The sequence below is a fragment of the Shewanella sp. Isolate7 genome, from assembly GCF_022398425.1.
Lineage (GTDB): Bacteria > Pseudomonadota > Gammaproteobacteria > Enterobacterales > Shewanellaceae > Shewanella.
In genome coordinates this window covers 18187-36031 of sequence record NZ_JAKEVJ010000020.1, presented here as the reverse complement: position 1 = coordinate 36031, position 17845 = coordinate 18187, and the positions used below count along the sequence as shown (strand labels likewise).

Genomic DNA, 17845 nt, shown 5'->3' with positions numbered 1-17845 from the left:
CTACACATGCCGTGAAATCTGGACTCTAGGGGCGGCAGATATTTTGCAATTGCAGTACATTTGACTGAATTGCATTTTCAATACTTTGGCTAAAAACACGTGTATAAAGTTTGAAAGGAATAGAAATGCACCAAGGCATCATGAAAGCCTGGCTCGAATCGTCTCATTTAAACGGGGCTAATTCGACCTATGTAGAAGAGATGTATGAAGCCTATCAAGAGGACCCTCAGTCAGTATCAGACGACTGGCGAGCGGTGTTTGATAACCTCCCATATGCCAACGGTGCAACAGCAGATGTGCCCGAAGCTGCCCACTCTAAAGTACGTGAATATTTCCGTAGTTTGGCGCTAGACGGTCGTCATAAGAGCGCTGCTCGTGTGACCGATCCCGAAGTCGATGCCAAACAGGTTAAAGTTCTTCAGCTGATCAACGCCTACCGTTTCCGCGGCCACCAGAATGCGAATCTGGATCCCCTCGGGCTATGGAAGCGCGATACCGTCTCTGAATTGGACCCGGCCTTCCACGGCCTAACCAGCGAAGATATGGAGCGTGAATTCAACACAGGTTCATTCGCTCACGGTGGTGACACCATGAAGCTAGGTGACCTGGTTAAAGCACTGAAAGCGACCTATGGTGGTGCTATCGGTGCTGAATACATGCACATCACAGATACCGATGAGAAGCGTTGGATCCAACAACGCTTGGAGCCATCATTAGGTAGAGCGAATTACGATAAGAATACCAAGACTCGCATCCTCGAGGGCCTCAACGCCGCCGAAGGTATGGAGAAGTATCTCGGTGCCAAGTTCCCCGGCGCAAAACGTTTCTCACTGGAAGGTGGTGACGCGCTCGTCCCTATGATGCGTGAAATCATCTACCGTGGTGGTGAAGCAGGTACCAAAGAGATCGTCGTGGGCATGGCTCACCGTGGTCGTCTTAACCTGCTGGTTAACATCCTAGGTAAGAAGCCATCTGAGCTGTTCGACGAGTTTGCCGGTAAGCACAGCGATGAGCTTAACGGTTCGGGTGACGTTAAGTATCACCAAGGTTTCTCTTCAGATTTCGAAACCCCCGGTGGCAACGTGCACCTGGCACTGGCCTTCAACCCGTCTCACCTTGAGATCGTTAACCCTGTGGTCATGGGCTCGGTAAGAGCACGTCTGGACCGCCGCGGTTGTAAGACGGGCCTTCAGGTCATGCCGATCACCATTCATGGTGACAGCGCCATCGCAGGTCAGGGCATAGTACAAGAGACATTCAACATGTCTCAGACCCGTGCCTTTAAGGTAGGTGGCAGTATCCGCATCGTGGTCAACAACCAGGTGGGCTTTACCACTAACCTGACCGAAGATACCCGTTCTACAGAATACTGTACCGATATCGCTAAGATGGTACAGGCGCCTATCTTCCACGTGAATGCAGACGACCCTGAGTCGGTCGCCTTCGTTGCTCAGTTGGCGGTTGATTACCGTAACGAGTTTAAGCGTGACGTAGTGATCGATCTGGTATGTTACCGTCGTCACGGCCACAACGAGGCCGATGAGCCGAGTGCAACTCAGCCGCTGATGTATGCCAAGATCAAGAAGCATCCTACGCCACGTAAGATCTATGCCGACCGTCTGATCGAAGAGAAGGCGCTAGGTGCCGATGACGTGACCGCGATGATCAACGACTACCGTGACGCCTTGGATAAAGGCGATTGCGTGGTGAAAGAGTGGCGCCCAATGACGCTGCATACCGTTGACTGGACTCCTTATCTCAACCGCGAGTGGGACGAGGCTTATCCTGCCGAGCTACCGCTAGCGCGTGTGAAGGCGTTGGCTGAGAAGATCAGCTATGTGCCTGAGAGTCATAAGCTACAGTCGCGCGTTGCTAAGATCTACAAAGACCGTGTGGCCATGGCCGCCGGTGATAAGCTAGTGGACTGGGGCTTTGCCGAGACCTTGGCTTACGCCTCTATTTTGGATGACAACAAGCGCGTGCGTATCACAGGTCAAGACTCTGGCCGTGGTACCTTCTTCCACCGTCACGCCGTGTTGCACAACCAAAATGACGCCACCGCTTATCTGCCGCTGCGTCACCTGTCTGACATGCAAGGCCCTATCGATATCTCTGACTCGGTATTGTCTGAAGCCTCAGTATTGGCGTTCGAATACGGCTATGCGACGGCTGAGCCGGGAGGCCTGACCATCTGGGAAGCCCAGTTCGGTGACTTCGCTAACTGTGCCCAGGTGGTGATCGACCAGTTCCTCTCATCCGGCGAGCAGAAGTGGGGCCGTCTGTGTGGCTTGACTATGCTACTGCCACATGGCTATGAAGGTCAGGGGCCAGAGCACTCGAGTGCACGTCTGGAGCGTTTCCTGCAGCTATGTGCTAACCACAATATGCAGGTGTGTGTCCCATCGACGCCGGCGCAGGTTTACCACATGCTACGCCGTCAGGTGGTGCGTCCTATGCGTCGTCCTCTGGTGGTGATGTCACCTAAGTCATTGCTGCGTCATCCGCTGGCCGTGTCTAGCCTGGATGAGCTTGCCGAAGGCACCTTCCAAAACGTGATTGGTGAAATCGATGAACTCGATAGCAGCAAGGTAGATCGCGTAGTCTTCTGTAGTGGTAAGGTTTACTTCGAACTGCTCGAGAAGCGTCGTAAAGAGAAGCTGGATAATGTTGCTCTGATCCGTGTCGAACAACTGTACCCGTTCCCACACGAAGATATGGCAAAAATCCTCGCCCAGTATCAGCACGTTAAAGATTTCGTTTGGTGTCAGGAAGAGCCTCAGAACCAGGGCGCTTGGTATTGCAGCCAGCACCACTTCTGGGCAGCCATTCCTGCCGGTGCTCAATTAACCTATGCGGGTCGTGAAGCCTCGGCCGCGCCAGCATGTGGTTATCCGGCCCTGCACGCCCAGCAGCAAGAATCTTTAATCAATAGCGCATTAAAACTGTAGTAATAGACAATTTATAAAAAGGATAGCTTTCCATGAGTATCGAAATTAAGGTACCCGTACTGCCAGAATCCGTTGCTGATGCAACCATCGCCACATGGCATGTTAAAGCTGGCGAGCAAGTGTCTCGTGATCAAAACCTGGTCGATATCGAAACCGACAAGGTCGTTTTAGAAGTGGTTGCGCCAGAAGATGGTTCAATCGTTGAGTTCCTGGCGGAAGAAGGCGACACAGTGTTGGCCGAAGCCGTTATCGCGAAGTTTGTTGCTGGTGCGGTTGCCGGTCAGGAAGTTTCTAAGGAACAAGCCGAAGCGGCAGCGCCTCAGGCAGCTGAGAGCGAAGAGACTAACGATGCCCTAAGCCCATCTGTTCGTCGTCTGATTGCCGAGCACAACCTGGACGCTGCTAAGATCAAGGGCACAGGTGTTGGCGGTCGTATCACTAAAGAAGATGTGGAAGCCTTCATCAAGTCGGCACCTGCGGCTAAGCCTGCTGACGCGCCTGCAGTTGTTGCGCCACTGGGTGAGCGTAGCCAGAAGCGTGTCCCTATGACGCGTCTGCGTAAGACCATTGCTAACCGTCTGCTGGAAGCGAAGAACTCAACGGCTATGTTGACGACCTTCAACGAAGTGAACATGAAGCCTATCATGGACATTCGTAAGCAGTATCAAGAGCTGTTCGAGAAGAAGCACGGCATTCGCCTTGGTTTCATGTCTTTCTACGTGAAAGCCGTGACCGAAGCCCTGAAGCGTTTCCCTGAAGTAAACGCCTCTATCGACGGTGATGATATCGTTTACCACAACTACTTCGATGTAAGCATCGCGGTATCGACTCCTCGCGGCCTGGTAACTCCAGTACTGCGTGACACAGATACCATGAGCCTGGCCGACATCGAGCGTAACGTACGCGAGCTGGCTATCAAGGGCCGCGATGGTAAGCTGACCGTTGACGACATGACTGGCGGTAACTTCACCGTGACTAACGGCGGTGTATTTGGCTCGCTGATGTCTACCCCTATCCTTAACCTGCCACAAAGTGCGATCCTGGGCATGCATGCCATCAAAGATCGTCCAATGGCGGTTAATGGTCAGGTAGAAATTCTACCTATGATGTACCTAGCACTCTCTTATGACCACCGTATCATCGATGGTCGTGAGTCTGTTGGCTTCCTGGTTGCCATTAAGGACTTCCTGGAAGACCCAACTCGTCTACTATTAGACCTGTAAGACGATGTTGTTTCGATGCCTGTCGGTAACGGTAGGCATCACCCCTCGCTACCGACTCAACTGAGCCGGTTGGATTAGATTAGAAGTATACGGATAGATCATCATGAATTTGCATGAGTATCAGGCAAAAGCCCTATTTGCCGAATATGGTTTACCAGTGTCAGAAGGTTATGCTTGTGATACCCCTCAAGAGGCGGTAGAAGCGGCTGGCCATATTGGCGGAGATATGTGGGTTGTTAAGTGTCAAGTACACGCAGGAGGCCGTGGTAAAGCAGGTGGCGTAAAAGTTACCGGCGATAAAGAAGAGATCAGAGCATTTGCTGAGCATTGGTTAGGCAAGAACCTGGTGACTTATCAGACTGACGAAAAAGGTCAGCCAGTTGCTAAGATCCTAGTCGAAAGCTGCACTGATATCGCAAACGAACTGTACCTTGGTGCCGTTGTTGACCGTGCGACCCGTCGCGTTGTTTTCATGGCGTCTACCGAAGGTGGCATTGAGATTGAAACTGTTGCCGAAGAGACACCTGAGCTGATCCACAAGGCGATTATTGATCCTTTGACTGGTCCTCAGCCATACCAGGCACGTGATCTTGGCTTCAAGTTGGGTCTAAACCCAACTCAGATGAAGCAGTTCACTAAAGTCTTCATGGGTCTGGCGACTATGTTCACCGACCATGATTTCGCACTGCTTGAGATCAACCCTCTGGTTATCACTACCGAAGGTAACATCCACTGTCTAGACGGTAAGATTGGTATCGATGGCAATGCACTGTTCCGTCAACCAAAGATCCGTGACATGCACGATCCATCACAGGATGACGCTCGTGAAGCACACGCGGCGAAATTCGAGCTGAACTATGTTGCCCTAGACGGTAACGTAGGTTGCATGGTAAACGGTGCCGGCCTAGCAATGGGTACTATGGACATCGTTAACCTGCATGGCGGCAAGCCAGCTAACTTCCTTGACGTTGGCGGCGGCGCGACTAAAGAGCGTGTTGCTGAAGCATTCAAGATCATCTTGTCTGACGCAAACGTTAAAGCAGTGCTAGTAAACATCTTCGGCGGTATCGTACGTTGTGACATGATCGCAGAAGGTATCATCGGCGCTGTTAAAGAAGTGGGTGTTGAAGTGCCAGTGGTTGTTCGTCTTGAAGGTACTAACGCAGATCTAGGTCGCGAAGTATTGGCTAACTCTGGTCTTGACATTATTGCAGCCGAGTCGCTAACTGACGCTGCTGTTAAAGTTGTTGCTGCTGCGGAGGGCAAATAATGTCTGTATTAATTAACAAAGATACCAAGGTTATCTGTCAGGGTTTCACTGGCGGTCAAGGTACTTTCCACTCTGAGCAAGCGATCGCATACGGCACGCAAATGGTTGGCGGTGTTTCGCCAGGCAAGGGCGGTCAGGTTCACCTGGGTCTGCCAGTGTTCAACACTGTTAAAGACGCTGTGGCTGAAACTGGTGCAACTGCTACCGTTATCTACGTACCAGCGCCTTTCTGTAAGGATGCAATCCTAGAAGCTATCGACGGCGGCATCGAGCTAATCGTTTGTATTACTGAAGGTATTCCTACTCTGGATATGCTGGAAGTTAAGGTTAAGCTGGAAGAGACTGGCGTTCGTATGATCGGTCCAAACTGCCCAGGTGTTATCACTCCAGGCGAATGTAAGATCGGTATTATGCCAGGTCACATCCACAAGCCAGGTAAAGTGGGCATCGTTTCTCGCTCTGGTACTCTGACCTATGAAGCGGTTAAGCAAACTACCGATGAAGGTTTCGGCCAATCAACTTGTGTTGGTATCGGTGGTGACCCAATTCCAGGCACTAACTTCATCGACGTATTGGAAATGTTCCAAAACGATCCACAGACCGAAGCCATCGTGATGATTGGCGAGATCGGTGGTACTGCTGAAGAAGAAGCAGCGGCCTACATCAAGGCTAACGTGACTAAGCCTGTCGTCTCTTACATTGCCGGTGTGACTGCACCTGCTGGTAAGCGTATGGGCCACGCTGGCGCTATCATCGCTGGCGGTAAAGGTACGGCTGAAGACAAGTTTGCTGCACTAGAAGCGGCAGGCGTGACCACCGTACGTTCACTGGCCGACATCGGCAGTGCACTGCGTGCTAAGACCGGTTGGTAATCAAGCGAGTCGGTAAGCATTAAAAAAAGGCGCCCTAGGGCGCCTTTTTTGATCGCCGTAAAAATATCGCTCAAGCCCTGTCTTTGAGTGTGCTGTCTCTGCGGCGAGAGAGGCCAAACTCGGCCGGGGTCAGGATATAGGTGTCCTCGCAGTAGAAGTCTTCGGCGGTGCACTGTTGCCACCATGACGCCCAGGCGGTGCCTTGCAGCTTCTCTTCTATGATGGCGTTGTGGGTGAGGGGAGCCACCAGGCTGCCGGTGGAGATGAGCAGTCCATAGGGCGAGCGGCGTTTGATCATCCTCGGCTTTAGCTTGTTGGGGTTATCCAGTCCCATGCTGCCTACCAGTTCATAGAAGGCTTTTAAGGTGTTGTGGTGGAAGTTCTTTACCCGCTCACTCTTCACCTCGACATCCAGAGCCTTGGAACGGGCCGGATCTTGGGTGGCTATGCCCGTGGGGCACATGTTGGTGTTGCAATGTCTCGACTGAATACAACCCAGAGACAGCATCATGGTGCGGGCGGCGTTGACTAAGTCTGCGCCCATGGCAATCTTGGTCAGCAGATCGAAGCTGGAGGCCGTCTTGCCCGAGGCGATAAGAGCTATCTTGTGTCTCAGCCCCACGCCAACCAGGGCATTATTGGCAAAGTAGACTCCTTCGAGGCACATCATGCCCAGACGGTTGCTGAACTCTACCGGCGCCGCCCCGGTGCCACCCTCGGCGCCATCTATGGTGATGAAATCTGGCGTGATACCTGTCTTTAGCATCGCCTTACAGATGGCGAGAAACTCAGCCGGATTACCGATACAGAGCTTGAAGCCCACTGGCTTGCCGCCACTGAGCTCCCGCAGGCGTTTGACGAAGTTAAGCAGGGCGATGGGCGTGGTGCACTCAGGGTTAACCGCCGGAGAGACACAGTCTCTGTCCATGGGGATATGGCGGATCATGGCGATCTCCGGGGTGATCTTCGCCTTGGGTAGCACGCCTCCATGGCCGGGTTTAGCGCCCTGGCTGAGTTTTATCTCTATCATCTTGACCTGTGGACGCTTGGCCATCTTCTCGAAGCTGTCCGGATTAAAGTTACCCTCATCGTCACGACAGCCAAACAGGCCAGAGCCTATCTGCCATACCAGATCGCCGCCATGTTTGAGGTGATAGGGACTGGTCCCGCCTTCGCCCGTGTTGTGATAGCAACCCGCCTTCTTGGCGCCCAGGTTGAGTGCCTCGATGGCATTGGCGCTGAGGGAGCCAAAGCTCATGGCCGAGATATTAAAGTAGGAGGCGTCATAAGGCTGGGTGCAGTCAGGTCCGCCGATACGCACCCGCTTGGCCTGCTCGTCGATATGTTTCGGTGACAGCGAGTGCCACAGGCTGAGGTAGTTCTCCTCTAACAGATCCCTTTGGGTACCGAAGGCGATGGTATCGCGGACATTCTTGGCCCGCTGATAGACGAGTGATCGCTGCTCGCGGTTAAAGGGGGCCTCCTCAGTATCGCTGGCGATAAAATACTGCTGTATCTCAACCCGGTAAGACTCGAGAAAGTAGCGCAGATAGGCAACCACAGGATAGAGGCGGTTAAGCGTGTGCGAGCTAAATTGCAGATCATAGGCGCCGACTAAGGTGTAGAGCAGGGTAAAGCCCAGAAAAATGGCCGCGCCCATGCCGCCGTCATTGAGATAGAAATAGAGCCCGGCGCCATTGCCTAGGGTGGCGATAAGCCAAAAGACCTTTTGCATGATTGTCATAACGCATTCCTGTATTGCAGACACTTATCATTTATCCATCTATTGAACGTTATTGCGGCGGCTTTGGCAATCGGCCATGGCGTAGGTGATTGATGAATTTTGCTTATTTTAAGAGGGCTTAGTGTAAAGCAGTGTCGACAAAAGCTTAGATTAATACTTTCTAATCTACCCTGTAGTGGGTATATTGGTGAGCTGGATGGGAGAAAAAAGGAGTAAGTTGTGTTCATCGCGGAAACAGAGAGGCTGATATTACGTCGATTCGAGGCCAAGGATGTGGAGAGCCTATTCCTGCTCAATAGCATTCCTGAGGTGCTGACCTATATTCCTGGCGCGCCCATGACCTGTCGCTCACAGGCAGAGGATATTCTTGAAAACGTGTTGCTCAAAAATTATCGTGAGCGTGGCTTTGGCCGCTGGGCGGTGGAGCATAAGGCCGATAACAAGGTAATAGGTTTCTGTGGCCCGACTTACATTAAAGAATTTGATGAGGTGGAGCTGGGTTATCGCTACTTGCCTGAATATTGGGGCAAGGGGATAGGTAGCGAGGCCGGGCAGGCGGCGCTGTCACGCTTTAAGGATCACGGCATCGATGAGGCGATAGCGCTTATTCTACTTGGCAACAAAGGCTCCGAAGGGGTGGTGCGAAAGCTGGGTATGACTGAGCGTGAACGCAGTAAATTCATGGGTCATAAGGTGAACGTGTTTCATAAGGTGTTATAAAACGGATTTATCAGGCATTTGCCCAAGCCTGATAACAGTTTCAAAAACCAGCGTCAGAAACAAAAAAAAACCAGCATAACGCTGGTTTTTTAGTGTCTAGCGGATTATTCGTCGCCGTGGTCGCACTCATCATTGGTGCAGACACCATAGAGGTACAGGCTGTGATTGGTCAGCTTGATGTTGTGCTTCATGGCGATCTCGTCTTGGCGTCTCTCGATCACTTCATCAGAAAACTCAATTACTTTACCGCAAGAGAGGCACACAAGGTGATCATGATGATGGGTAGAGGAGAGTTCAAACACCGCCTTGCCGCTTTCGAAGTGGTGACGGGTAACGATACCCGCGTCGTCGAACTGGTTCAGTACACGGTAAACCGTTGCCAGTCCTATCTCTTCGCCAATATCGAGCAGTTTCTTATATAGTTCTTCTGCACTGATATGCTGGTTTTCGGGCTCCTGCATCAGCTCGAGGATCTTGACTCGTGGTAAGGTGACCTTTAATCCCGCTTTCTTTAGCGCTTGATTTCCATCTGTCATCATTAATCTCTGGATTGAAGAACCATTAGCAATGCCAATAGTGGTTCAGGTAGTTGATGTTGAGAACCATTATAGGGGGTGAAATTGAAAACTTAAACCTTTGATCTTGCATATTGTTCGCATCGGCAGAAATTTGTTCTAAATTGGCCCTACCTGTGTGATTTAGGCTGAATTTAACGCGTACTTTTTGTAATGTTATTGAGACTAATGCCTAATAGCCCAACGGCGACTTATCAGGCAGGATGAAATCTGGTTAACCTGTATCCTGTGGGTGCCAGCCGCCCGCATAAGCATAAAAATAAGGAAGAGGGATGTATCGGCAGATCGTAGTGTTAACTGGGGCAGGGATCTCAGCAGAATCTGGCTTGAGAACCTTTAGGGATCAAGATGGGCTCTGGGAAGAGCATAAAATTGAAGACGTGGCGACGCCTGAAGGCTATGCCCGCGACCCAGAAATGGTGGAGCGCTTCTATAACGAGCGCTGGCAGCAGCTCCATAATGGTGAAATAGAACCCAACGCCGCCCATAAGGCGCTAGCGAGGCTAGAGCAGGAGTTCGATGGTCAGCTATTGGTGGTGACGCAAAATATCGACGATCTCCATGAACGCGCCGGCTCGCGTCGCCTGCTGCACATGCATGGTGAGTTAACTAAAGGGCGTTGCCCACGTTCTCACCAAACCTTTCTGTTGACCGATCACTTCGGCGTAAACCACACCTGTACCTGTTGTATACCCGCCCAGCGCCTGCGCCCCCACGTGGTCTGGTTTGGCGAGATGCCTATCGGCCTAGATCGCATACAGCATGCGCTGGATACCTGCGATCTCTTTATCGCCATCGGCACCTCGGGCACCGTCTATCCCGCGGCCGGCTTTGTCGATACCGCCAATCATCATGGCGCCCAGACGGTTGAGGTTAACCTGGTGCCAGCCGATCGTCACAGCCAGTTTCAGTATCATCTGCAGGGTAAGGCCAGCGAGATAGTGCCACAACTGGTGGAGCAGATCCTCGCAGGCGAGGTGATAAGCGACCAGCCCTTACCGGGTGTCTCCAAGGCGTGAGTCATCGCGTGATCACAGAGGTGAGCCCAGCAGAGGAATTGTCGCAGGTAGAAGCTGCGCAAACACCTGAAGAGAAGGCACAAGAAGCGCAGACACAAGAAGCGACAAGGGGCGAAGACGGTCCTAAACGCCCACTTGCCATCATCATGCGGGGACTGCCGGGCAGCGGCAAGAGCCATTGGGTCAACGCCTTCCTTGCCAGCCATAGTGATGGCGAGGCGATTCGTCGTCGCGGCTACTTCTCTACCGACGATCGCTTTATCTGTGAGGGTGAGTACCGTTTCGACGCCAGTAAGCTGTCTGAATATCATCAGCTTAATCTCACCGGATTCATTCAGGCATTGTCTCGCCGTGAACCTGTGGTGATCTGCGATAACACCAACATGGCCCATTGGGAGTTTATGGCCTACGATGCCGCCGCCAAGGCGATGGGTTACCAGGTGCGCATCTTGTTGATCGGTGATCCTCTCAATAAGGCTCATCAAGCACTATGCGCCGAGCGTAATCAACATGGTCTGGGGCTCAGGCAGATCCAGGCGATGGCGAGTCAATTCCAGCAGCTGTAATTGCTGCTATCTTCTATTTTTAATCCATTGAGGGAGCAAGATGTTTGCCGTGATATTTCGGGCCAAGGTGGCCAAGTTAGATGCCAGATACTCAGAGATGGCCGCCAAGATGCGTCAGTTGGCGATGGATAAATATCATTGCGTCGATTTTGTCGCCGTAACCGAAGGGGAGCAGGAGATCGCCATCTCCTATTGGCAAAATGAGGCCGACATTTTGGCCTGGAAACAAGACAGCGAACATCAAATCGCCCAACAACTCGGCCGCAGCTCCTGGTATGAGCGTTATCAGGTCGAGGTGGTCGAGATAAAGCGTCAATATCAGGGCTAACCTAGAAGTCGAAGTCGCGCTGGGAAGGCAAATAACTTACAAGGAGAAGTCAGATGACACTGGTATTGATGAGCGATCTTCGCGGCGCAGCAAGTCAGGCCGCGATAACAGAAGTGCTCGGCGAAGGCACCAGTCTGGGCTATTTGGCCTCAGGCCATGAACCAGAGCTAAGTTACTACGGTGCGACTCAGAAACAATATGCCGAATTGGGGATGAGCCTGTGCCATTATCTGGATCTGGAGCAGGGCTATACGCTGGCGGGGCTGGATACACTGCTGAGTTGCCAGGCTATCCACCTTGCCGGTGGCGATACCTTTCAATTTTTAGCTCAGCTGCAGGCGCGCGGCCTGATGGAGTCGTTTAAGGCCTATCTTAATCGCGGCGGGATCTTAATTGGTCTGAGCGCCGGGGCCATGCTGATGACGCCGACCATCGCCTGTGCGTCCCTGTGCGGTGATGTGAATCATCTGGGACTGAGCGACTTGCGGGCTTTAGCCTTGCTTCCTTATCAATTCCTGCCCCATAGCGATCTCAGCGATGGCGGGGTAGCACTTAGCGTGCAGGCCGCCAGCCTACTGGAGGCATCGACGCTGGCCGAGTATCCCTTGATTCTGTGTAGCGATGAGGACGCGGTCATCGCCACTAAGACAGGGCTGCGCGGTTTCGGGCAGCCACTGCTGTTCGACGGTGTGGGCTTAATGGCACTCGCCTAGCACAAAGCTAGGCTATCGGCGGATAGGCGCGCTACTGCAGCTCCCAAAGTTCCCAGGTGTTAAGCCGATACTCCTCGGCGAGTGCTAAGGCTTTGTCCTGATGGCGCTTGGCATTCGCCTCGTCCCCCATCCCTTGATAGTAGAGGCTCATCTCTCTGTGCCAGTAGGGCGAGGCCTCTCCCTGTTTGGCCACGCTATCGAGCATGGCCTTGGCCTTTTCGGCTTGCCCCTTGATGTTAAAGCCCTTGGCAACCTGAACCGTCACTATGGTGAGCGAGTCGGGAAACTCGGCCTTTACCGCCTGTAAAACCTCATCGAGTCTATCGAGCTGCTTGGACCAGAACAGATACTTGGCAAATTGGTAGGCCTGTAGCCACTCGATATGAAAGCCGGCCCAGTTAGCCTTGCGCTTGGCAAAATAATCCAGCACTGCCCGGTAGTCGCCAAGGGCCAGCATCTCACCGCCATCCAAACCATAGTCGGGGGATAAGAATAGCAGGCCGTCATTGAGTGCCGGCAGGGCGGTGGTGAAATGGTTCTCGTCGGGGTAGTGCTTAAATTGCCAGCGGATCTTTTGTGCGTCATAGCCTTTGAGTGCGCTTACCAGTTCATCCACGCCCATCTCTTGCTCGTTGGCCAAGGTCAGAAAGAGTGGCGCCGTTATCGCACCTTGCTTGAGCCGCTCATCGAGTCGCTCGATATAACTCATCTTGTCATACCAAACACTCGGGCTCATGGCCAGATAGGCATCGAAGGGGCTGTTTGCTTGTGTCATGGCATAGAGAGTAAATAGGCCGCCCATGGAGTAGCCCGCCAGGGCCTTATGGGGGTTGGTGCGAAACTGACCGTCTATGGTGGGCACCAGCTCTGTGGTCAGATAACGGTAGAAGGTGTCTGCACCGCCGAAGGCCTCGCCTTCGTCACTCTTCCAGGTGGTGCTGTAGAGGTAGTCTCCCTGGCCTTGATTGGCGATTCCCACCACTATCATGGGGGCTATCTTGCCCATGCGTGCCAGATGCAATGCTAATGCCGAGACATGCTGAAACTGAAAATCGGCGTCCACCACATAGAGCACAGGGTAGCGCCGCGCGTTGCCATAATAGCCCTCGGGCAGAGAGACCATGTAGCGTCTCGGCGCCTTAAACTGACTCGAGTCATGGCTGAACTCATGTCCCGCGATGATGGGCTTGGCGCCGGTATACGCATCTGCAGGTGATTGTGATTGATTTACAGGCGACGCAGCCCATGCCTGGTTCAAGCTTAGTAACAGGGTGATGCTAAGTGAGATGCAAAGAGAGAAGCAAAGGGAGAAACATCTCCCAGGGGCAGAAGCGGTATTGTGTGTCATTGTGTGTCTCGTCCATGTCAAACTGCTAGGGCCTTATATTTTTAACCCTATTTCTACCAAAAATTGGTCGGATATGTCTTGCTGAAAAATGCACCAGCCTTGGCTTAAGCTTAGTTAATCCTTGTTTTTATTTGTTTTAGTCCTACTTTCTTATTATTCGCATCGGCGAGTTCGTGATGGTAGGGCTGGCGAAAAACAGCATCTTGTCTCCACGCTGTAAATGCAGCCTGACAAGACATTAGACTAAAGTTAGTGAAATTCGACCAGTTAATGCTTGCTTTACGTTCGCGTAAACGTCAGAGTGATATTATTTGAACATGATCACGCTTCCCAGAGGGAGTCGTGTGATGTGAGCGCATAAGTACCTTGAATGGAGCGGAAGATGAGTACAGAGCAAAATAACCAAGAAATCGTGATTGTCGCGGCAAAGCGCACCCCTATGGGCGGATTCCAGGGAGCCCTTTCCAGCGTGCCGTCACCGACACTCGCCGCCACGGCGATCAAGGGACTGATGACTCAAGCGGGTGTTCAGGGCGATGAGGTTAACGAAGTCTTGATGGGCTGCGTATTGCCGGCAGGCCTGGGTCAGGCCCCTGCGCGTCAGGCAACCTTAGGTGCGGATCTTCCTTTGTCTGTTGGCGCCACAACGGTCAACAAGGTGTGCGGTTCAGGCATGAAGACCGTCATGATGGCTCATGATTTGATTAAGGCCGGCAGCGCCGAAATAGTGATTGCCGGTGGCATGGAGAGCATGAGCCAGGCGCCTTACCTGCTGGATAAGGCTCGCGGCGGCATGCGTATGGGTCACGGGAAGGTGCTGGATCACATGTTCTTAGATGGCCTCGAAGATGCCTACACAGGCGGTGCCATGGGCACCTTCGCCCAGAAGACGGCTGATGATTTCGGTATTACCCGTGAGGCGATGGATAACTTTGCCCTCGGCTCGCTGCAAAAAGCCAACGCCGCCATCGAATCTGGCGCCTTTAAGGACGAGATAGTGCCCGTGACAGTGGCAAGCCGCAAAGGCGATCTCGTGGTGGATACCGACGAACAGCCTGGCAACGCCAGACCCGAGAAGATCCCAAGCCTGCGTCCCGCTTTTGCCAAAGATGGCACCATCACGGCCGCTAACTCTAGCTCTATCTCAGATGGCGCGGCCGTGTTGATGCTGATGAGCGCCGAAGAGGCCAGCAAGCGCGGCCTGGAGGTGCTGGCCACCATCAAGGGGCACACCACACATTCACAAGAGCCTTCGATGTTCACCACGGCCCCGGTCGGCGCCATGAACAAGCTACTGGATAAGGTGAACTGGTCGAAAGACGAGGTGGACCTGTTTGAGATCAACGAAGCCTTCGCCATGGTCACCATGCTGGCTATCTCTGAGCTGGGCCTAGACGAGACTAAGGTCAACGTCAACGGCGGCGCCTGTGCCCTGGGTCATCCTATCGGCTGCTCAGGTGCCCGCGTGCTGGTCACCCTCATCCATGCCATGAAGGCCAGAGGCCTTAAGCGCGGCGTGGCCTCGCTCTGTATCGGTGGCGGCGAAGCCACTGCCATGGCAATCGAAGTTTAATCCCGTTATTTGGGCTCGCAGTCGTGAGCCCAATGCATTCACCCATGATTATGTGAGTTTTTTGCTGTCACTTACATAGCAGATCATCAGGCAGCGGCATTCGCCCGGGCCTGTTAGACGTATTTAGGAAAGCGATATGACAACTCAAGTAAAACATTACATCGACGGTCAGTTTATCTTAGGTAGCGGCCAGCAACAGATCTCTGTCACCAACCCGGCAAACAACGAGGTGATTGCCACCATCAACGCCGCCACGGTCGAAGAGGTTGAAACCGCCATCGCCAGTGCCAAGCAAGCCTTTGCTACCTGGAAAGAGGTGCCTGTGTCTGAGCGTGCGCGTGTGATGTTCCGCTACCAGCATCTGCTCAAGGCGCATCATGATGAGATCGCCACCATCCTGGCTCAGGAAACCGGTAAGACGTTCGAAGATGCCAAGGGTGATGTATGGCGCGGTATCGAGGTGGCCGAGCATGCCTGTAATATCGCTAGCCTGATCATGGGTGAAACCGTTGAAAACGTTGCCCGCAGCATAGATACCTATAGCTACACTCAGCCCCTGGGTGTGTGCGCCGGTATTACCCCTTTTAACTTCCCTGCGATGATCCCGTTGTGGATGTTCCCGCTGGCTATCGCCTGTGGTAACACCTTCGTACTTAAGCCGTCTGAGCAAGATCCTATGACGCCGCAGCGTCTGGTTGAGTTGTTCGAAGAGGCTGGCGCACCTAAGGGCGTGTTGCAGCTGGTGCATGGTGACAAGACGGCCGTAGACGTGCTGCTGAGTCATCAGGATATCAAGGCGATCTCTTTCGTCGGCTCTGTGGGTGTGGGTCAGTACATCTATAAGACAGGTACCGACAACCTCAAGCGCGTACAGGCCTTCGCCGGTGCCAAGAACCACTGTGTCATCATGCCAGATGCCAACAAGCAGCAGGTGATCAACAACCTGGTAGGCGCCTCTGTGGGCGCGGCCGGTCAGCGCTGTATGGCGCTGTCGGTAGCGGTATTTGTCGGCGAAGCCAAGAAGTGGATCCCAGAGCTGCGTGATGCCATCGCCAAGGTTAGCCCCGGCGTGTGGGACGATAAAGATGCGGCCTATGGTCCGGTTATCAGCCCGGCGGCCAAGGAGCGCGTGCTTAAGCTGATCGCCCAAGGTAAGGAAGAGGGCGCCGAGTGTCTGCTGGACGGCAGCGACTTTACCGTCGAAGGCTATGAAAACGGCAACTGGGTTGGCCCAACCATGTTTACCAATGTGACTACCGACATGAGCATCTACAAGGAAGAGATCTTCGGCCCTGTACTGTGCTGTATGGAAGCCGAGACGCTTGAGGAGGCTATCGAGGTCGTCAATGCCAGCCCATACGGTAACGGCACCTCAATCTTTACCGCTTGCGGCGCCGCGGCCCGTAAGTACCAACACAACATCGAAGTGGGTCAGGTGGGGATCAACGTGCCTATTCCTGTGCCACTGCCTTTCTTCTCGTTCACCGGTTGGAAGGGCAGCTTCTACGGCGATCAACACGCCTACGGTAAGCAGGCGGTGCGTTTCTATACAGAAACCAAGACGATCACCGCTCGTTGGTTCGAGACAGATATCGTCGAGGCGGAGCACCATGCGCCTAACATGACCATTGCCCTGAAATAAGGGATAGCAAGAGACCTTGCAAGGTAAAAGCGATAAGGCCGGGGCCGAATCGCTTTTCTCATTACTAGCCTACAACAAGTTAACGCGCCGCCATAAATAAGCCGACTAAGGCAAATACAAAGGCGCGAAAGGAGAGATCAGATGGATTTTAATCTGAATGACGACCAACGTCAGTTTGCCGAACTGGCTACCCAATTTGCCCAGGAAGAGCTGGCACCCTTTGCCGCCAAGTGGGATGAAGAACATCATTTTCCCAAAGACGTGATTCAAAAGGCCGGTGAGCTGGGCTTCTGCTCACTCTACTCGCCCGAGTCGGAAGGGGGCATGGGCCTGTCGCGTCTGGACTCTTCCATTATTTTCGAGCAGCTCGCCATGGGCTGTACCGCCACCACCGCCATGCTGACGATTCACAACATGGCCACCTGGATGGTGACCAGCTTCGGTTCTCAGACACTGCGTGATGAGTGGTCTGAGGCGCTGACCACAGGTAACAAGCTGGCCTCATACTGCTTGACCGAGGCGGGTGCGGGCAGCGATGCGGCATCACTCAAGACCAAGGCGGTGCGCGAAGGCGACGAGTATGTGATCTCAGGTGCCAAGATGTTTATCTCGGGTGCAGGCTCTACCGAGCTATTGGTCGTCATGTGCCGCACAGGCGGCGCCGGCCCTAAGGGGATCTCGGCGATTGCTATTCCAGCCGATGCCGCGGGCATCAGCTACGGCAAGGCGGAAGACAAGATGGGCTGGAACGCCCAGCCGACTCGCGAGATCACCTTCGACAAGGTGCGCGTGCCAGTGACTAACCTCCTGGGTGAAGAGGGCCAGGGCTTTACCTTCGCCATGAAGGGGCTCGACGGTGGTCGTATCAACATCGCGACCTGCTCGGTCGGTACCGCTCAGGCAGCGCTGGAGCGTGCCCAGCAATATATGAACGAGCGTCAGCAGTTTGGTAAGCCGATTGCCGCCTTCCAGGCGCTGCAATTTAAGCTGGCCGATATGGCAACCGAGCTGGTGGCCGCCCGTCAGATGGTGCGTCTGGCCGCCTTCAAACTCGACTCTGGCGATCCAGAGGCGACCGCCTACTGCGCCATGGCTAAACGCTTTGCCACCGACGTAGGCTTCAAGGTGTGTGACAGCGCGCTGCAGCTACACGGTGGCTATGGCTATATCCGCGAATACCCGCTTGAGCGTCACTTCCGCGACGTGCGCGTCCACCAGATCCTAGAGGGCACCAATGAGATCATGCGTCTCATCATCGCCCGCCGTCTACTCGACGAAAACGCCAGCCCAATCTTATAGTCAGG

Annotated in this window: 15 protein-coding genes; 12 read left to right on the top strand and 3 right to left on the bottom strand. The window is 53.5% G+C overall.

The genetic code is table 11. The features are described from left to right. The first annotated feature begins 125 nt into the window (after window positions 1-125). From sucA to sucD, 4 genes are all read left to right on the top strand, one after another. A complete protein-coding gene (sucA, locus tag L1D47_RS06910) occupies window positions 126-2948 on the top strand; it encodes a 2-oxoglutarate dehydrogenase E1 component (protein WP_041511546.1) in 2823 nt (940 codons plus the stop codon). A 32-nt stretch (window positions 2949-2980) separates the two neighbouring features. Further along, window positions 2981-4171 (top strand): 2-oxoglutarate dehydrogenase complex dihydrolipoyllysine-residue succinyltransferase, encoded by a 1191-nt coding sequence (gene odhB, locus L1D47_RS06905; RefSeq protein WP_041511545.1) that lies wholly within the window; start codon window positions 2981-2983, stop codon window positions 4169-4171. 103 nt (window positions 4172-4274) lie between these two features. Beyond that, a complete protein-coding gene (gene sucC / locus L1D47_RS06900; RefSeq protein WP_239883433.1) occupies window positions 4275-5441 on the top strand; it encodes an ADP-forming succinate--CoA ligase subunit beta in 1167 nt (388 codons plus the stop codon). Continuing rightward, window positions 5441-6313: a succinate--CoA ligase subunit alpha gene (gene sucD / locus L1D47_RS06895; protein WP_011865457.1), complete on the top strand. Its 873-nt coding sequence runs from the start codon at window positions 5441-5443 to the stop codon at window positions 6311-6313. Before sucC ends, sucD begins: the two co-directional genes overlap by 1 nt. Before the next feature lie 70 nt (window positions 6314-6383). On the opposite strand, the gene L1D47_RS06890 is transcribed toward sucD, so the two are convergent. Continuing rightward, complete coding sequence (locus L1D47_RS06890; RefSeq protein ID WP_239883431.1) at window positions 6384-8057, bottom strand: FMN-binding glutamate synthase family protein; 1674 nt, start codon at window positions 8055-8057, stop codon at window positions 6384-6386. 219 nt (window positions 8058-8276) lie between these two features. Here L1D47_RS06890 and L1D47_RS06885 point away from each other — a divergent pair, with 219 nt between their 5' ends. Further along, on the top strand, window positions 8277-8777 hold the full coding sequence (locus L1D47_RS06885; RefSeq protein WP_239883429.1) for a GNAT family N-acetyltransferase: 501 nt from the start codon (window positions 8277-8279) through the stop codon (window positions 8775-8777). A 104-nt stretch (window positions 8778-8881) separates the two neighbouring features. On the opposite strand, the gene fur is transcribed toward L1D47_RS06885, so the two are convergent. Then, window positions 8882-9313, bottom strand: coding sequence for a ferric iron uptake transcriptional regulator (fur, locus tag L1D47_RS06880; RefSeq protein WP_041511619.1), 432 nt, complete (start codon window positions 9311-9313; stop codon window positions 8882-8884). 311 nt (window positions 9314-9624) lie between these two features. On the opposite strand from fur, the gene cobB reads away from it, so the two are divergent. The 4 genes from cobB to L1D47_RS06860 all read left to right on the top strand — a co-directional run bounded on the left by cobB (window position 9625) and on the right by L1D47_RS06860 (window position 11978). After that, complete coding sequence (gene cobB, locus L1D47_RS06875; protein ID WP_239883427.1) at window positions 9625-10371, top strand: Sir2 family NAD+-dependent deacetylase; 747 nt, start codon at window positions 9625-9627, stop codon at window positions 10369-10371. Window positions 10372-10517: 146 nt separating this feature from the next. Next, a complete protein-coding gene (locus L1D47_RS06870) occupies window positions 10518-10937 on the top strand; it encodes an ATP-binding protein (RefSeq protein ID WP_239883441.1) in 420 nt (139 codons plus the stop codon). Between the two features lie 40 nt (window positions 10938-10977). Further along, window positions 10978-11265, top strand: a complete 288-nt coding sequence (locus L1D47_RS06865) for an antibiotic biosynthesis monooxygenase (protein WP_239883425.1) — start codon at window positions 10978-10980, stop codon at window positions 11263-11265. 53 nt (window positions 11266-11318) lie between these two features. Then, window positions 11319-11978, top strand: a complete 660-nt coding sequence (locus L1D47_RS06860; RefSeq protein ID WP_239883423.1) for a Type 1 glutamine amidotransferase-like domain-containing protein — start codon at window positions 11319-11321, stop codon at window positions 11976-11978. Window positions 11979-12009: 31 nt separating this feature from the next. On the opposite strand, the gene L1D47_RS06855 is transcribed toward L1D47_RS06860, so the two are convergent. Further along, window positions 12010-13236 (bottom strand): alpha/beta hydrolase-fold protein, encoded by a 1227-nt coding sequence (locus L1D47_RS06855; RefSeq protein ID WP_239883413.1) that lies wholly within the window; start codon window positions 13234-13236, stop codon window positions 12010-12012. Between the two features lie 472 nt (window positions 13237-13708). On the opposite strand from L1D47_RS06855, the gene L1D47_RS06850 reads away from it, so the two are divergent. The 3 genes from L1D47_RS06850 to L1D47_RS06840 all read left to right on the top strand — a co-directional run bounded on the left by L1D47_RS06850 (window position 13709) and on the right by L1D47_RS06840 (window position 17840). Next, a complete protein-coding gene (locus L1D47_RS06850) occupies window positions 13709-14899 on the top strand; it encodes an acetyl-CoA C-acyltransferase (protein WP_239883404.1) in 1191 nt (396 codons plus the stop codon). A gap of 136 nt (window positions 14900-15035) precedes the next feature. Then, window positions 15036-16541, top strand: a complete 1506-nt coding sequence (locus L1D47_RS06845) for a CoA-acylating methylmalonate-semialdehyde dehydrogenase (protein ID WP_239883401.1) — start codon at window positions 15036-15038, stop codon at window positions 16539-16541. Between the two features lie 141 nt (window positions 16542-16682). After that, entirely contained in the window at window positions 16683-17840 is a 1158-nt protein-coding gene (locus tag L1D47_RS06840; protein ID WP_239883399.1) for an acyl-CoA dehydrogenase family protein, read from the top strand. Window positions 17841-17845: the final 5 nt, after the last annotated feature.

Excerpts from the sequence above, each read along its gene's own strand:
- odhB (WP_041511545.1), top strand. The coding sequence starts at position 2,981 with ATGAGTATCGAAATTAAGGTACCCGTACTGCCAGAATCCGTTGCTGAT.
- sucA (WP_041511546.1), top strand. The coding sequence starts at position 126 with ATGCACCAAGGCATCATGAAAGCCTGGCTCGAATCGTCTCATTTAAAC.
- L1D47_RS06865 (WP_239883425.1), top strand. The coding sequence starts at position 10,978 with ATGTTTGCCGTGATATTTCGGGCCAAGGTGGCCAAGTTAGATGCCAGA.
- L1D47_RS06870 (WP_239883441.1), top strand. The coding sequence starts at position 10,518 with ATGCGGGGACTGCCGGGCAGCGGCAAGAGCCATTGGGTCAACGCCTTC.
- L1D47_RS06845 (WP_239883401.1), top strand. The coding sequence starts at position 15,036 with ATGACAACTCAAGTAAAACATTACATCGACGGTCAGTTTATCTTAGGT.
- L1D47_RS06890 (WP_239883431.1), bottom strand. The coding sequence starts at position 8,057 with ATGACAATCATGCAAAAGGTCTTTTGGCTTATCGCCACCCTAGGCAAT.
- fur (WP_041511619.1), bottom strand. The coding sequence starts at position 9,313 with ATGACAGATGGAAATCAAGCGCTAAAGAAAGCGGGATTAAAGGTCACC.
- L1D47_RS06860 (WP_239883423.1), top strand. The coding sequence starts at position 11,319 with ATGACACTGGTATTGATGAGCGATCTTCGCGGCGCAGCAAGTCAGGCC.
- L1D47_RS06850 (WP_239883404.1), top strand. The coding sequence starts at position 13,709 with ATGAGTACAGAGCAAAATAACCAAGAAATCGTGATTGTCGCGGCAAAG.
- sucD (WP_011865457.1), top strand. The coding sequence starts at position 5,441 with ATGTCTGTATTAATTAACAAAGATACCAAGGTTATCTGTCAGGGTTTC.
- cobB (WP_239883427.1), top strand. The coding sequence starts at position 9,625 with ATGTATCGGCAGATCGTAGTGTTAACTGGGGCAGGGATCTCAGCAGAA.
- L1D47_RS06840 (WP_239883399.1), top strand. The coding sequence starts at position 16,683 with ATGGATTTTAATCTGAATGACGACCAACGTCAGTTTGCCGAACTGGCT.
- sucC (WP_239883433.1), top strand. The coding sequence starts at position 4,275 with ATGAATTTGCATGAGTATCAGGCAAAAGCCCTATTTGCCGAATATGGT.